The 14,875-nt window shown below is 38.8% G+C and carries 19 protein-coding genes; 12 read left to right on the top strand and 7 right to left on the bottom strand.

Annotation, left to right across the window (positions count from 1 at the left end):
• Nucleotides 1-49: 49 nt before the first annotated feature.
• From SCI76_RS07145 to SCI76_RS07110, 8 genes are all read left to right on the top strand, one after another.
• Nucleotides 50-847 (top strand): hydrolase, encoded by a 798-nt coding sequence (locus tag SCI76_RS07145; RefSeq protein WP_047751376.1) that lies wholly within the window; start codon nt 50-52, stop codon nt 845-847.
• Between the two features lie 187 nt (nt 848-1,034).
• Entirely contained in the window at nt 1,035-1,205 is a 171-nt protein-coding gene (locus tag SCI76_RS07140; RefSeq protein WP_013056102.1) for a YpmA family protein, read from the top strand.
• Nucleotides 1,206-1,216: 11 nt separating this feature from the next.
• The gene (locus SCI76_RS07135; protein WP_013056103.1) at nt 1,217-1,705 is read left to right on the top strand and encodes a DUF5590 domain-containing protein; all 489 of its coding nucleotides are present in this window, start codon (nt 1,217-1,219) and stop codon (nt 1,703-1,705) included.
• 133 nt (nt 1,706-1,838) lie between these two features.
• Complete coding sequence (locus SCI76_RS07130) at nt 1,839-3,023, top strand: pyridoxal phosphate-dependent aminotransferase (RefSeq protein WP_048020003.1); 1,185 nt, start codon at nt 1,839-1,841, stop codon at nt 3,021-3,023.
• Nucleotides 3,024-3,178: 155 nt separating this feature from the next.
• Nucleotides 3,179-4,471, top strand: coding sequence for an asparagine--tRNA ligase (gene asnS, locus SCI76_RS07125; protein WP_045293839.1), 1,293 nt, complete (start codon nt 3,179-3,181; stop codon nt 4,469-4,471).
• A 335-nt stretch (nt 4,472-4,806) separates the two neighbouring features.
• Nucleotides 4,807-5,514: a DnaD domain-containing protein gene (locus SCI76_RS07120; protein ID WP_016763459.1), complete on the top strand. Its 708-nt coding sequence runs from the start codon at nt 4,807-4,809 to the stop codon at nt 5,512-5,514.
• A gap of 140 nt (nt 5,515-5,654) precedes the next feature.
• The gene (gene nth, locus SCI76_RS07115) at nt 5,655-6,326 is read left to right on the top strand and encodes an endonuclease III (protein WP_028414079.1); all 672 of its coding nucleotides are present in this window, start codon (nt 5,655-5,657) and stop codon (nt 6,324-6,326) included.
• On the top strand, nt 6,313-6,813 hold the full coding sequence (locus tag SCI76_RS07110; RefSeq protein WP_048020002.1) for a YpoC family protein: 501 nt from the start codon (nt 6,313-6,315) through the stop codon (nt 6,811-6,813). Before nth ends, SCI76_RS07110 begins: the two co-directional genes overlap by 14 nt.
• 35 nt (nt 6,814-6,848) lie before the next feature.
• On the opposite strand, the gene SCI76_RS07105 is transcribed toward SCI76_RS07110, so the two are convergent.
• Nucleotides 6,849-9,680: a PBP1A family penicillin-binding protein gene (locus SCI76_RS07105; protein WP_048020001.1), complete on the bottom strand. Its 2,832-nt coding sequence runs from the start codon at nt 9,678-9,680 to the stop codon at nt 6,849-6,851.
• Between the two features lie 63 nt (nt 9,681-9,743).
• Nucleotides 9,744-10,343: a Holliday junction resolvase RecU gene (gene recU / locus SCI76_RS07100; RefSeq protein ID WP_034266860.1), complete on the bottom strand. Its 600-nt coding sequence runs from the start codon at nt 10,341-10,343 to the stop codon at nt 9,744-9,746.
• A gap of 73 nt (nt 10,344-10,416) precedes the next feature.
• Between recU and SCI76_RS07095 the strand changes: the two genes are divergently transcribed.
• The gene (locus tag SCI76_RS07095; protein ID WP_048020000.1) at nt 10,417-11,412 is read left to right on the top strand and encodes a DUF2515 family protein; all 996 of its coding nucleotides are present in this window, start codon (nt 10,417-10,419) and stop codon (nt 11,410-11,412) included.
• Between the two features lie 11 nt (nt 11,413-11,423).
• On the opposite strand, the gene SCI76_RS07090 is transcribed toward SCI76_RS07095, so the two are convergent.
• Entirely contained in the window at nt 11,424-11,525 is a 102-nt protein-coding gene (locus SCI76_RS07090; RefSeq protein ID WP_016763465.1) for a hypothetical protein, read from the bottom strand.
• Between the two features lie 227 nt (nt 11,526-11,752).
• Here SCI76_RS07090 and SCI76_RS07085 point away from each other — a divergent pair, with 227 nt between their 5' ends.
• Both SCI76_RS07085 and SCI76_RS07080 read left to right on the top strand, forming a co-directional pair.
• Nucleotides 11,753-12,007 carry a hypothetical protein gene (locus SCI76_RS07085; protein ID WP_029325131.1) on the top strand — a complete coding sequence of 85 codons (255 nt, stop codon included), beginning with the start codon at nt 11,753-11,755 and terminating at the stop codon, nt 12,005-12,007.
• Between the two features lie 45 nt (nt 12,008-12,052).
• On the top strand, nt 12,053-12,403 hold the full coding sequence (locus SCI76_RS07080) for a YppE family protein (RefSeq protein WP_013056113.1): 351 nt from the start codon (nt 12,053-12,055) through the stop codon (nt 12,401-12,403).
• Nucleotides 12,404-12,799: 396 nt separating this feature from the next.
• Here SCI76_RS07080 and SCI76_RS07075 read toward each other — a convergent pair whose 3' ends face one another.
• Both SCI76_RS07075 and SCI76_RS07070 read right to left on the bottom strand, forming a co-directional pair.
• On the bottom strand, nt 12,800-12,970 hold the full coding sequence (locus SCI76_RS07075) for a hypothetical protein (RefSeq protein ID WP_165573332.1): 171 nt from the start codon (nt 12,968-12,970) through the stop codon (nt 12,800-12,802).
• A 126-nt stretch (nt 12,971-13,096) separates the two neighbouring features.
• Nucleotides 13,097-13,291, bottom strand: a complete 195-nt coding sequence (locus tag SCI76_RS07070; RefSeq protein ID WP_013056115.1) for a YppF family protein — start codon at nt 13,289-13,291, stop codon at nt 13,097-13,099.
• Nucleotides 13,292-13,520: 229 nt separating this feature from the next.
• Between SCI76_RS07070 and SCI76_RS07065 the strand changes: the two genes are divergently transcribed.
• Nucleotides 13,521-13,934 (top strand): YppG family protein, encoded by a 414-nt coding sequence (locus SCI76_RS07065; RefSeq protein ID WP_013056116.1) that lies wholly within the window; start codon nt 13,521-13,523, stop codon nt 13,932-13,934.
• Between the two features lie 31 nt (nt 13,935-13,965).
• Here the strand turns inward: SCI76_RS07065 and SCI76_RS07060 are convergent, their stop codons facing one another.
• Together SCI76_RS07060 and SCI76_RS07055 are read right to left on the bottom strand one after the other, a co-directional pair.
• Nucleotides 13,966-14,112 carry a hypothetical protein gene (locus SCI76_RS07060; RefSeq protein WP_168760479.1) on the bottom strand — a complete coding sequence of 49 codons (147 nt, stop codon included), beginning with the start codon at nt 14,110-14,112 and terminating at the stop codon, nt 13,966-13,968.
• Nucleotides 14,113-14,263: 151 nt separating this feature from the next.
• On the bottom strand, nt 14,264-14,752 hold the full coding sequence (locus tag SCI76_RS07055; RefSeq protein WP_407545111.1) for a CotG/ExsB N-terminal domain-containing protein: 489 nt from the start codon (nt 14,750-14,752) through the stop codon (nt 14,264-14,266).
• Between the last annotated feature and the right edge of the window lie 123 nt (nt 14,753-14,875).

Here is a 14,875-nt window from a genome sequence, read left to right as displayed (position 1 = left end):
ACTTGAGAGACGATAGTAATATACTATGATAAGCAAATGAGGACAGTGTATGATTAAAATATTGCTAAGTGCTGTACTGTTTTTTAGTTTTATGACCTGTTCGGTTTCAGCAGCCGTCATTAAAAACGTAGATTTTGGTTTGCAAGCTGATGAAGTAGTGATCACCTTTCTGCCTCTTTCAGATGGAGAAGCAAGTCTGATTCAAGACGGAAGCGGTGAGGCGATTTTAGTAAATACGGGGAGTGCATCTTCCTATCCAGAGCTAAACAAGTGGCTGCAGCGATATAAAGTAAAAAAAATCAACCAATTAATAATTACGAAACAGCAAAAGTACTATGATTCAAATGTTCAGCGAGCTGTGAAGGATTATCATATAGAGCGTATTATTGTGCCGGCTCAGTACCAGGCGGAATTTCAAACAGAGAAGTGGAAAGAAAATGATTTATTTCAGTTAACGGATAATATACACGTTGATGTCTTGCATGCATCGAAGCAAAAAACAGCGGCTATGGATCTATTATTTACGATTGGAGAGCACCGAGTTCTATATGCCATGAGCGGCTCAGATGAAGTAGAGGAAAAGTTTTTACGCATTCCCCTTACTCATGTAGATATATTGAAAATTCCTAATTTTGGAGAGGGAACGTTTTTTTCGAATACATTTTTGAAGCAATTAGATATACAGCTTGCCGTTGCGTTTACGAAACCAGGGCGTTCCTATTCCCCTCGACTGCTTTCAAATTTAACAGCTGAATGGATTGAATTATATGACGTAAGAGAGGGGAGCGCTTACTCTATTAAAATGTCGCTAAAATCCTATGATGTGATGAAATTTTCTGCAAAATAAACAAATTTCCTTTTGCAAAAAGAGGTAAATTCCTTATAATATTATATATGTTTACTTATTTATTCGGTTTTTACGCAAAACGTACAGGCTGGATTGATGAGTGAAAAAGATGACGATGGTTTTTGATACCTGTTATAATACGGATATCGTCATTTTGCGTCGTGATAGACGAGCTAGGAGGTTTACAATGGAAAGCAGGATTGAAGTATTATCAACTGTCCGCGTGGAAAATTCCTCGGATTTATATAAAATTGTTGATAGTTTGAATCGCACGTTGAAAAAGCAAGATTTGATGTTCGGATTAGCGTTAGATGAAGAAGATCAAAGCAAAGCTGTATTTACAATTTATCGTACATAAGTAGGGATTTTATGAAAAAGTTAATTATTGTAGCGGTAGCTGCTGTGCTTTTAATTATCGGAGGCATTTCTTTTAGCATTTATCACTCGTCTGTGAAGGATGTTCAGTCTGCTGAGGAAAAAGCAGCATCCCAAGCAAAAAAAGAATTTAATTTGAAATCTGTCACAAGCACCCAGCCATATTTCGGCAATCATGCATTTTATGTAGTAGAAGGTACAAACCGAAGCAATCAAAAGGTAATTGCTTGGATGCCTAAAAGCAAAAAACAAACAGCTGTTTTAAAGAAAGCAAGCAGCGGGATCACAAAAGAGAAAGCCATTTCCATTGTGAAAAATGATAAAAATCCGCAGGAAATTAAGTCGGTGCGCCTAGGCATTGAAAATAAAAAGCCGCTGTGGGAAGTAACATATGTGGATAAAGATAAGAAACATTTAACATACTATTATCTTGATTTCTCTAGCGGTGAATTTATAAAACGATACAGCTTATCTCAATCATAAATCGTTTATACCATATGAAATACCATATGTGTCATAATATAAGATTTCAGCGCTTTATGAAAATGAAGCCAATTTTTTATCTATAATCAGCCTGCGGGCTGATTATAGCTTTAGTTCATAGGGGGAGATTTTAGTGAAGTTAGCAAAACGTGTATCAGCATTAACGCCATCATCAACATTAGCGATTACAGCAAAAGCGAAAGAATTGAAAGCGGCTGGTCATGATGTGATTGGACTTGGAGCAGGGGAACCTGATTTTAATACGCCGCAGCACATTTTAGAAGCGGCTGTTACGGCAATGAATGATGGTCAGACAAAATATACGCCAGCAGGCGGTCTTGCACCATTAAAAGAAGCGGTAATTGAAAAATTCAAACGCGATCAAGGCCTGACGTATTCACCTTCTGAAATTATTGTTTGTACAGGTGCTAAGCACGCACTGTATACGTTATTTCAAGTTCTGTTAGACGAAGGTGACGAAGTAATTATCCCAACTCCTTACTGGGTAAGTTATCCTGAGCAAGTAAAGTTAGCAGAAGGTACACCCGTATTCGTTGAAGGTTCTGAAAATAACGAATTTAAAATCACACCTGAACAATTAGAAGCGTCTATTACTGCTAAAACCAAAGCTGTTATTATCAATTCACCAAGCAACCCAACGGGTATGATTTACACAAGAGAAGAGCTTCAAGCTTTAGGAGAAGTTTGCTTGAAGCACGATATTTTTATCGTATCAGATGAAATTTATGAAAAGCTTGTATATGGTCAAAATGAACATGTATCGATTGCACAGCTTTCACCAGCGTTAAAAGAAAAAACAATTATCATTAACGGTGTTTCTAAGTCACATTCCATGACGGGCTGGCGCATTGGATATGCAGCTGGTGATGCTACAGTTATTAAAGCAATGACAAACCTAGCGAGTCACAGCACGTCAAATCCAACATCTATTGCTCAATATGCAACAATCGCTGCTTATAACGGCACTCAGGAGCCGGTGGAAATGATGCGACAAGCTTTTGAAGAGCGTCTAAACGTGATTCATGAAAAGCTGATTAACATTCCAGGGTTCTCATGCTTAAAACCACAGGGTGCTTTCTACTTATTCCCTAATGCAATTGAAGCTGCAAAGTTAACTGGCTTTGATACAGTTGATGCATGGGTAGAAGCTATTTTAGAAGAAGAGAAGGTAGCGCTAGTGCCTGGATCAGGATTCGGTTCACCTGAAAACGTACGTCTTTCTTATGCTACATCACTAGATCTGCTAGAAAAGGCATTGGAACGAATTCAATCATTCATGAGTCGTCATATGAAATAAAAAAGATTATATTTAAAAACAAAAGAGCCTTTTAGCACAAATCACACGTGTTAGAAGGCTCTTTTTGTTTGTTACTTGTTATTATGTTTGTCGAAATGTATAATAGGATGGCATACATAATTACGAAATGTAAGTTTTTTGGAGGGATATTAATCGTGAAAATTACGATTTCAGAAGCAAGCAAGCATGTAGGAAAAGAAGTAACAATTGGTGCTTGGTTAGCGAATAAACGTTCAAGTGGTAAAATTGCCTTTTTACAGCTGCGCGATGGATCAGGATTCATGCAAGGGGTAGTTGTAAAAGCTGAAGTAGAAGAAGAAACTTTTAAATTAGCTAAGTCTATGACGCAAGAATCATCACTATATGTAACAGGTGTAGTACGTGAAGATGAGCGCTCACCGTTTGGCTATGAGTTAACAGTTACAAGCCTTGAAGTGATTCATGAAGCTGTTGATTACCCAATTACGCCAAAAGAACATGGAACAGAGTTCTTAATGGATAACCGTCATTTATGGCTGCGTTCTAAACGTCAACATGCTGTTATGAAGGTTCGTAACGAAATCATTCGTGCAACGTATGAATTCTTTAACGAAAACGGGTTTACAAAAGTAGATCCTCCAATCCTAACAGGAAGTGCTCCTGAAGGAACAACAGAATTATTCCACACGAAATATTTTGACGAAGATGCATATCTTTCTCAAAGTGGACAGCTTTATATGGAAGCAGCGGCAATGGCGCTTGGAAAAGTATTTTCATTCGGTCCAACGTTCCGCGCTGAAAAATCTAAAACACGCCGTCATTTAATTGAGTTTTGGATGATTGAACCAGAGATGGCTTTCTACCAATTCGAAGATAACTTGAAAGTACAGGAAGAGTATGTGTCTCATGTCGTACAGTCTGTTTTAACAAACTGTAAGTTAGAGTTAAATGTACTAGGCCGTGATACATCTAAATTAGAACAAATTAAAGCGCCATTCCCTCGTATTTCGTACGATGAGGCTCTTAAATTCTTACATGAAAAAGGATTTACAGACATTCAGTGGGGAGATGACTTTGGAGCACCGCATGAAACGGCTATCGCAGAAAGCTATGACAAGCCGGTATTCATTACACACTATCCAACGTCATTAAAACCATTTTATATGCAGCCAGATCCAACAAATGAAGACGTAGTATTATGTGCAGACTTAATCGCACCAGAAGGCTACGGAGAAATCATAGGAGGCTCTGAACGTATTCATGATCAAGAGCTTTTAGCTCAGCGTGTAGAAGAGCACAAATTAGATACAGAAACATACAAGTGGTATTTAGAGCTTCGTAAGTATGGCTCAGTTCCACATTCAGGATTTGGTTTAGGCCTTGAGCGTACAGTAGCATGGATTAGCGGCGTAGAACACGTTCGTGAAACGATTCCATTCCCACGCTTATTAAACCGTTTATACCCGTAAGGAAGTGAAAAAGTATTCTGACTCCTGTAGTCAGGATACTTTTTTAGCTTTTTTTATGAATCGTAAAAAGAAAAGAAAAACGAGGTTTTTACTTATATCACAAGGAAACAACGGCAAACATAGAAGAGAGTCTAACTTAAAAGGGAGTTGCAATTCTCGAAAAAATAAGTTAGTGTAATATTCTTGGAAGGAAGTCATCGTTCGTATATATTTTATATGTGCAGAGCAATGGTACGGTTTCAGCGGAAAGTTTTACATAGAAGCTTTTTTAGCTTCGAATAATTATTACTTTGACTATAAACTTCATGATATACTAACTACTGAGGTGTTCGGATATGAAAAAAGAAACGTTAATTGAATGGTTTGAACAAGGCACAGTTTCAATTCCGAAGCTGCTGTTTAATCACTATAGCGATTTGGGAATGAACGAAACGGAATTCATGACGTTAATGCATATTTATGTTTCCATTGAAGGCGGTGAAGGTTTCCCGACACCTAACGAATTGGCGGCAAAAATGAGTATTTCAAGTGCTGTGTGTATGGATACGCTGCGAGCATTAATTCAGCGCGGCTTTTTATCTATTGAGCAAGATCAACAGCAAAACGCCCTTATTTGTGAACGTTATTCATTAAAACCGCTTTGGGAAAAGCTTATTCATCATATGATGCAAGAAACAAGAGAAGTAGAAAAAAGCGAAGAAGAACAAGAAGAGCTTAATTTATATACAATGTTTGAAAAAGAATTTGGCAGAGCATTGTCTCCGTTTGAATGCGAAACGCTAGCGATGTGGATTGATCAAGATCATCATGACCCCATTATTATTAAAGCGGCACTAAGAGAGTCGGTGATGTCTGGAAAATTAAACTTCCGGTATATTGATCGTATTTTATTCGAATGGAAGAAAAATGGCATTCAGACCATTGATCAAGCCCGCAAGCATAGCCAAAAATTTCGTCAAAATCAACAGCCCAAAAAACTATCTTCTGTTAACCCTTCTCAGTCTACATCAGCCATTCCTTTTTTTAACTGGCTAGAGCAATGACAGGATAAAAAGCTGCTTCAAGATCCAAGTAATTGAATCTTGAAGCAGCTTTTTTAAAAGAATGTGGACAAAAGTAGCATTTGACAAGAACCCTATTGTAAAATAGGGGGGAACTACCTGTAAGAAGAAGGAGAACTAGTATGTTAACGTTAAAACAAATCAGACAGTGCCTAGATGCTATGGCAGAAATGTTTCCTGACGCTCACTGTGAGTTAAATCATCGGAATCCCTTTGATTTAGTCATTGCTGTGGCGCTATCTGCTCAGTGCACAGATGCTTTAGTCAACCGCGTAACAGCGGATTTATTCAAGAAATATCAAACGCCTGAAGACTATTTAGCCGTTTCGTTGGAAGAGCTGCAGCAAGATATTAGATCAATCGGCTTATATAGAAATAAAGCTAAAAACATTCAAAAGCTCTGCCGTATGCTCATTGATGAATACGGAGGAGAAGTTCCGAAAGATCGTGATGAGCTGACCAATCTTCCAGGAGTAGGGCGTAAGACGGCTAATGTTGTTGTATCCGTAGCTTTTGGAGTACCGTCAATAGCAGTAGACACGCATGTAGAACGTGTAAGTAAACGCCTTGGGATTTGCAGGTGGAAAGATTCCGTTTTGGAAGTAGAAAAAACGCTGATGAGAAAAATTCCGAAAGATGAATGGTCCGTTACGCATCATCGACTTATCTTCTTTGGACGCTATCACTGTAAAGCACAGTCTCCTCAATGTCATGTCTGCCCGCTTCTTGATCTTTGCCGAGAAGGAAAGAAACGAATGAAAGGAAAAGAGAAGAAGACAGATGTTACCGATTGAAGTGCCGTCACATTTCATATGCGAACCATTTTATTCAAAAGAAGATCGGGTTCTTGAATTAGATACAAAAAATGGAATAAATTATTTTGCTTATGATATTTTATACGATGTACATAAAGAAACGAAAACACCTTGGAGGGATGTTCAAAAGAACATACGGCCATTTTTTGAAAAGTGGGAAACTCAAAGGGAAGAACTGCATACGCTTTTTTCTCAGCGAAAAGCAAAAGAAGCAGCGCCTTGTATGAAACAAGCTGCTGCTATGTATATTAGTTTACTGTTTTGGATTAATGGACAGCCCGTTCGGCGTTTAAATCGGCTGCAAGAAGACATAGCGGACCTAACCTATAAGCCTATTAACTGTGCTGAGAGACTTATGTTTTTGCTGCAGCGAGTTTCTTCTTATCAAGCGTATATTCAGCTGACAGAATTATTTAATGAGCTGCGTAAGCAGTATGCAAAAATGCTTATTCTTCACAAGAAATAAAGCCCCTACACGTGTAGGGGCTTTTTACTGCTGCGTTAATTTTCAGTTGTTGGCTCTTGCTGCGGTGTAGCAGGTGTTGACGGCGTCGATGGTGTAGCAGGAGTTTGTGGTGTTTGACTTCCTGAGTCACTTCCACCGTTGTCTGCTGGAGGAGTTGTTGCGCCTCCGTTATTATTGTTGTTGTTGCTGCTATTACCATCGTTAGCATTGCCGCTATCGTTATTGTTATTGTTATTATCGGTATTGCCGCTATTGCTACCGCTGCTATTGCTGCCATTATTGCTGTTTTGGTTATCATCCGGCTGAGTAGATGAATCGTCACCTTGATCAGAGCCGTTGTTTTGATCAGTGCTGCTATTATCTTCATTTTGATTATCGTCCGTTGTTCCGTCATCTTCAGGCTTAGTAGAATCATCTTCGGTAGCTTGATCTGATGAATCAGGGACTTTTACAGAAGAACTAGCGCTTTGGCCCGTATTTGTTGTTACGGTGAAACTATACGTTGCGCCTGGTGCTGGGTTGGAAATTGTTTTTCCACCGGCTCCTGCGCCAGATGCGAGTTGTTCAGAACCGTTAGGAGATGACATTGTGACTGTAAAGGTTGTATCACTGGCTGCGTTTGACGCTGACCAGTTAACTGAAATTGCTCCTCCGCTATACGAAGCAGTAATTTTTGGCTTCACATCTTTATTGTCTTTTTTCTCTTTTTTGTCCTCTTTTTTATCTTCTTTCTTTTCTTCTTTTTCTTTTTTCACAAACGTTTGAGATACTTTGGTCGGTGCAGTACCGCGCACAAAGTATTCTTTCGTAATTAAGCTCGAAGGAGTAGAGCCGCTTGGGCGTTTTAAGTCTTTGCCCGTTGGTTTTTCCACGGAACGTTCAACTACGCTGTCCGGCTGCTTGAAACTTCCTTTAGGTTTGCCTTCAGAAATATGAGTAATAACATGCTTAAAGATATTTTTTGCCATGCCTGTTTCATTAGGACTTAAAATATAGCCGTCTTTAGCAGTTTCATAGCCTGTCCATACGGAAATCGTATAGTTTGGCGTAAATCCATTAAACCAAACGTCTTTTTCACCAGCGTCTGGAATATTGTATCGTTGCTTTTCTGCAGCACTAAAGTTCGAAGTTCCCGTTTTACCCGCAATTTCTAATCCTGGTGTACGAACAGCACGAGCTGTACCATATGATTCGTTTACAACAGATTTCATCATGTCCGTCATCATAAATGCCGTGTAATCTTGCATTGCGCGTTTTGGTTTTGGCGTTAAATCAATTTCTGTTCCATCAGGGAATTTTACCTTTGTCACCGTATGCGGTGCATTGTACATACCTTCATTTGCAAAAGCACTATAGGCTCCAGCCATTTGCAGAGGTGTAACACCTGTACGGAAGCCTCCGATAGAATAAGATTCAGAATAAGCTTCGCCGTCTTCTTCATCTAATTTTAGCCCAAGGCCTGTAGCGAACTCTTTTGCTTTGTCCGCACCGGTTGCTTGGAACGCTTTTAAAGCAGGGATGTTCAGTGAACGTCCTAAAGCTTCACGCGCTGAAACCCAACCTTTATAGTTGCGTCCAAAATTTCGGATTGGCGTGCCGTTTGAATAATGATATTCTTCATCTTTTAGCGGTTGTCCAGTAGACCACTTTAAGTTCTCAATCGCTGGACCGTAATCTAAGATCGGCTTAATTGTTGAGCCGGGCTGGCGTCTCATATTTGTTGCAAAGTTCAAGCCGCCTGACACACGGTTACGTCCGCCTCCAATTGCTTGAATACCGCCTGTTTCATTATCTACAACGACAAGACCTGCTTGGAATTTATCGTTCGGGAAGTTGACTACTTTGTTATTCATCACATCATCTACATAGTCCTGAGCATTCGTGTCAAGCGTTGTATAAATTTCTAAGCCCGCAGAAAATGGATCCGCGTCTGTTTTCTTTTTTACTTCCTCGATTACTTGATCAATAAATACATCGTACTTAGATGTTGATTCAGTTTGTTTAGCTAAGTGAGCCTGTACATCTACTTGTTTTGCTTTGTCGGCCTCGGCTTGTGTAATGAAGCCGTTTTTAGCCATTAAGTTTAATACTGTGTTACGGCGTTTAGTAGCATTCTCTGGGTTTGTAACTGGGTTATAAGTAGTTGGCGCTTTTGGTAAGCCTGCCAACATAGCAGCTTCATCAAGAGTTAAATCTTTTACGCTTTTAACTCCGTAAAATTTCTCAGCTGCTCGTTCAATACCGTATACTTCACCTGATGCGAAATATATTTTGTTTAAATACATTTCAAGAATTTGTTGCTTCGAATATTTGCGCTCAAGTTGGTAAGCTAACCACATTTCTTGTACTTTACGTTTAACCGTCTTCTTTGGTGATAAGAACGAATTCTTTACCACTTGCTGAGTAATCGTACTACCGCCCTCAGCACCGAAGCCGTTTTTAAAGTTCGCCATTAATGCTCCGCCAATACGGTAAAAGTCGACGCCGTGATGTTTATAAAAACGAACGTCTTCCGTAGCGATAAATGCGTTTTTGACGACTTGAGGGATTTCATCGTATTGCACATATGTACGTTTTTGAGCTCCAATTTCTTTTACAACTGTTTTTCCATCGTTTGCATATACTTTAGATGAAAAAGAGTTTTTTAATACCGAGTCATCAACTTTTGGAGCATCGCTTATCATAGCAAAAAAAGTTCCCACTCCGGCAATGAGCCCGATGATTCCTATCAGTAAAACTGCGGCAACAATTTTACGAAATAGGCCTCCTTTTTTCTTCTTTTTCGGTTTTCCTTGAGATTTACCTTCTGGTTTGTTGTCATTCATAGCTCTTCGTCGTTCTTCACGAGAGCGATAATTATCTGACATAAAAACTCCTACCTTTCAACGCATTGTAAGAGAATGATTTCCGTAAACATATATATCATACTCTTAAAAGTATAATTTATCTATAGTTTTTATGTAATCGATTCTCGGATGGTAACCAAGTTCGATGAAATGCCCTTTTTTTTCAATATCTGCCTTAGGGATTGATTTTCGTCCATCTTTTTTCATGGCATCCCAATAAGGAAAAAGGAACTGTGCTTCGAACAAGTATATTTCTTGTAAAGTAGAGAACATTAATATAACGAAACAAACCCCGTTTTGTTTCACAATTTGCTTCATATGTTCAATTTGATGTTCATGAAAATTACGCAGAGGAAATGAGGTTTTATTTCTCGTTTCTTTTGCTTCAAAGTCAAGGTGTTTTCCTTTATAGATTCCATTATAGTCTGTAGTAGAAGCCTGCTTAAAATAAGCTTCTTTGATAACAGCGGCACTTCTCTTCGGATAGTCTACTTTTACAATTTGAACAGGGGTTGGTTTTTTGTGAACAATGGCTATTCCTTTTGAAACATAGTATTCGTTTGTTTCGTTTAAATCGTCCTCCAGCGTCATACCACGATTGCTATAGCTAGCTTCTAGCTTTTTAGGGGAAGGACTGCTGGTATTCAATGGCTTATAGGCCTTTCCGTTAGGATAGCGAATCATAACCATCACTCCTTTAGTGTAAATCTATTAAACAAACAAATTCTATTATACCAAATCCTACAAATAAAAATAGATGAAAGAAGATGAAGAGATGTCACTCAATAGTTCGGAACAAGCGCTGTTGACGGCGATTAAAAAAACAACAGACAAGCTGAATATTGATAATATATCAAGAACCCAAGCTTATGCAACTTTTTATCATAGATATCCTGAAGTAAAGTGGGCATTTCTCGCAAGTATGGTATCGCGCAACGCAGGGTGGAATATGTGTGATTTGCAAGGAGAACCAATGAAAAAAGCGTTATCAAAGCAAACGCGCGATTTATTATTTTTGACGTATGAAAGAGCAAATTGGCTTATTTTTAAAGATGCCTTCCCGCAATTACTATTGTATGCTGTTTCGCGTAAAAAACATGTCTCTTACGTTCATTTACTTCCCTATTTAAATGTTTCATCTTTTATCGAAGAAAAGTGGAGGCAATTTATGCAGAAACCTTCTGAACTGCAGCTTATTCATGCGTTAATTGTAAATGAGCAGCACGTTATTCAAAAGCCCGTTATTGAACAGCCTTTTTATCAAGACAGAGTATTTAAAAGTGCGCTGTTTTTTTTTCAAGATATATTCCACTTTAGTTCCGTCCTTTTTCCTACTACAAAAGGGGAGCTATACGGTTGTTCTGTTCATGATTTTACAAAAGTAAATAATCGGATTGATTTGGGGAAGAAATTAGGGGCTTTATTATTTCATGAAAAGTATTATCCCTTGTTTTATGAATTTTCTTTGAAAACAAAGCATACGGGTTCGAGACACGATTATGAGCAGTATTTTGTGGATGAAACCAGTTGCTGTACACCTGCACTTCGAAAGGTGTATCCGGCTATTAGCCATCATGAAAAAAAGAGAGAAAAGTGGTTTTTAACAAAAAAAGAGGAACACAAGCTGATGAAAAAGCCGCCTTTTCCAAAGAAAGTTCATTTTACAAAGTGGTATCTTCAAAAGCAAAAGCAGCTGCATATATTAATGAAAGTAGCGCAAGTAGTTAATGTAAATAAAAACGGCCACAAGTGACCGTTTTGTTCTTAAGTAGAAGGCTGGTTAGGACCGTTTAACTTTTTAGGATCACCGTAGGTTTTTGTTTCAGGCTTATTTTTAGGCTGTGATTTTTGCTGTTTGTTGGCCATATCTAGGCACCTCCTATCATGTTGTAATGAACGTTCAGCAGCAGAATGTATCCACTTAGCTGAAATGTCTATACTAGTGTTTTCAATATGTTCTCTTTCGATTCACCCTAAATGAAAATGTCGAAAACATCTTTCTTTGACGAATAGAAACTAGTTTTGTCATGTGTGAAGGGACATTGAATAAAAAAGAGAATACGTTATGCAAAGGAAAATTTGGAGGGATGGCGATGAAACAAAGTATGGTTAAAACAAGCGAAATGATGACTTTATTAGATAGCTTACTAGAGCAAGTAGATCTAGTGGATAAAACGATGTCTACATCTATAAATGAAGCATTTACACATTGTGAAGAAACATATATGGAACAAGTTCATCGCATTGACCAATCACTGCAAGAAATTGAAGTAGCTGTGTATGAAAGCATGCCTTCCGAAACAGAATGGAGTAGAAGCCGAAGAGAAATGGTTCTTCATACAGTATAAAGATTGTTTATGTTACAATAGTCATCGTAGAGGTGACGAATAACGATGAATGAAGATGTGAAAAAAAGTACGGAAATCATGTTTCAATATAATGAAGTAGCTGTAGAACGATTAGCGTCTATTCAACAGGAAGAAAATTATGAAGTTAAATTTTTTGAAGAAGTAAAACCTTATGGAGATATTTTCTTCAAAGAACTTGATGAATGGGCTAGTCTCGTAACGGAATGGCTGAAGAAAGAGCGACCAAAATATATTCATGTTAATCAAGTGGAGACGTTAAAAGAAAATTTACAAAACGTTGTACTACAGTCATTTTATCCAGAGACGCGAGAAAAGCGATTTAAAAAGATGTATCACTCAAATAAGTATGTGCTCGAGTCGATATTGAATAATTAATCCCGGCCTTCCGTTAAGATCTACAAGGTGGGGATTTTCTATGTATGAAATGGTAACAAAAGTATATTACTCGAATTTAAAAACGAACTATCGATCATTTTTTTGATTCGTAGTTCGTTTTTTTTGATTATTAGCATAGGTTTCATCTGTTTCGTTCCTTCGAGTAGTTGATTTGAGGGCAAGGCAAAGACTCCTGCGGGAAAAGTGGAACAGATGAGACCCCGCAGAAGCGCAAGCGACGAGGAGGCTCATCGACCGCCCGCGGAAAGCGAAGCCTTGCATGGAGATCAACTGCGGTGTCATAAGCGATTCAGCTCATGTATCCCATTTGTTCGTTTCTAGATTGGATTCATTTTTGTTATGTCCCAGCCTCTTTTTATCATGATCAATAAAAAGTTAATCAAAATCTTTTTGAGATTGGATAGAAACAGCTGGGTGATCTTGTGAAGCGACTGTATCGATATGATAATCAACTTTTTCGGTATGTTTAGAAGCAACGGCGTTATTTGTTTTATTTACTGCACTTTGTCCCTGTTTTTTGTGATCAAAATGTTTTCCACGACTCATGAGATAGACCTCCTTTATTGAATACTACGTTAAAGCTTTTATAGTATAAACAAGTCAAAAAAGAAGTATGTGTCCACTTTAAAGGAAACAAAGAAACCACCGATTTCTCGGTGGTAGTAAAAAAAATTAATCGTCTTGTGCACTAAAATCGGGCTTAGTAGCTCCAATTTGTTCGAGTTCACGTACAGCGGCTTTGTAATTCATAGGAGTTAAAAAACCTTTTAAATACTGCTGCTGAGCAAAATCGAGTAATTCATTACTTGACTGCGGCTCATACTGTTTCACCGCTATAAAAGCTTCTTGAAGTTCGTTCACATACATGTAAATTCCCTCCTAATCCCCATTTGTGCCACTACGTATCGTAGTATCACTTGTTCTTATCGTACCATATATTTGAATAATCTCGTTTTTTTGAAAAATTTAAACTTTCGACAGAAACCTACATATTTTTGAATACGTTCTCCAAAAGTACAAGTAGACGAACGTCACCTCTTATTTCTGCATACATACTATATATTATGTAATATTAAAAAGGAGGTATTGATTTTGCATGTATACAAGTAAGCACTATCCGTATTATGAGCAACATCAACCAGAACGTTTTGATTTAAGTCAGGTGCATCCATTTCCACAGTATCACCAGCAGCCATGGACGGAAGCTTATATGCCGCAACATCCTTACGCTCAGCAACAAATGCCTTTTGGCCCTCAGCAAATTCCCTATATGAACGGAATGTACCAGCAGCCCATGTACAATAATGCAGGTGCGCCTTTTAATCCATACCCTAAAGCTCAGCAGCAAAAGCCTCAGCCATCTCAATTTCAGTCATTAATGTCTCAGTTTAAATCGAGTGATGGCAATTACGATATGAACAAGATGATGAATACTGCCGGGCAGATGATGGGAGCTATGAACCAATTAACATCCTTAGTAAAAGGATTTTCCGGGATTTTCAAAGTATAAGGACTAGAAGGTGTTTTCTAGTCCCTGCTTACTATTTTTTCTTTTGATTTTTCAAATAGGTTTCTCCAAGAAGTGCAAATACTTCATTGTAAGTTAGTCCAGACTGCGCATTTAAACGTTTGATTTCTTCGACATCTGTGGTTGATGAAGTTAAAATTCGATGCTTATTTTTTTTCATAAAAGCTCTCCTTTTCTATTTCTATGTAAAATGAATAACGCTCCATCTTAGTATATTTCCAAATGTGCACCTTCTATAAGTGGAAAAAAACGCCGAAGACATTCGTAGTTCTTCGGCGTTTTTTTGCAATAAAGATGAGTGTTTAGAGAAATTAAGAGCGGCGAGTAGAACGACGAGAGCGGCGAGTAGAACGACGAGAGCGGCGAGTAGAACGACGAGAGCGGCGAGTAGAACGACGAGAGCGGCGAGTAGAACGGCGAGAGCGGCGAGTAGAACGGCGAGAGCGGCGAGTAGAACGGCGAGAACGGCGAGTAGAACGACGAGAGCGGCGAGAGCGGCGAGTAGAACGGCGAGAACGGCGAGTAGAACGACGAGAACGGCGAGTAGAACGACGAGAGCTGCGAGTAGAACGACGAGAGCGGCGAGAAGAGCGACGAGAGCTGCGAGTAGAACGACGAGAGCGGCGAGAAGAGCGACGCGTACCGCGGGTAGAACGGCGAGAGCTGCGGCCAGTGCTACGAGAAGAGCGACGTGGCTTTGTTAGTGGACCGGCAGTTGGCTCTTGAAACATAAAAGATTTCAGTTCTGTACATTCTAGGGCTTCAGCAGCCTCTTTAATTTTTTCAGGTGTAATATGCAATACAAAAACCTCCTTGTCAATTGGACTAGGTCTTGCATTAATAGAATACGCGATGATGCTTGTCCTTGATATGAGTCAAAAGTGGAGTTTGCGGAAATAGTTGATGCTGCGGGGTATCATGGA

This window comes from Priestia sp. HNGD-A6 (assembly GCF_045784335.1).
Taxonomy (GTDB): Bacteria; Bacillota; Bacilli; order Bacillales; family Bacillaceae_H; genus Priestia; species Priestia zanthoxyli.
The sequence above is the reverse complement of the archived record's forward strand: the minus strand, read 5'-3'. Positions and strand labels throughout refer to the sequence as shown.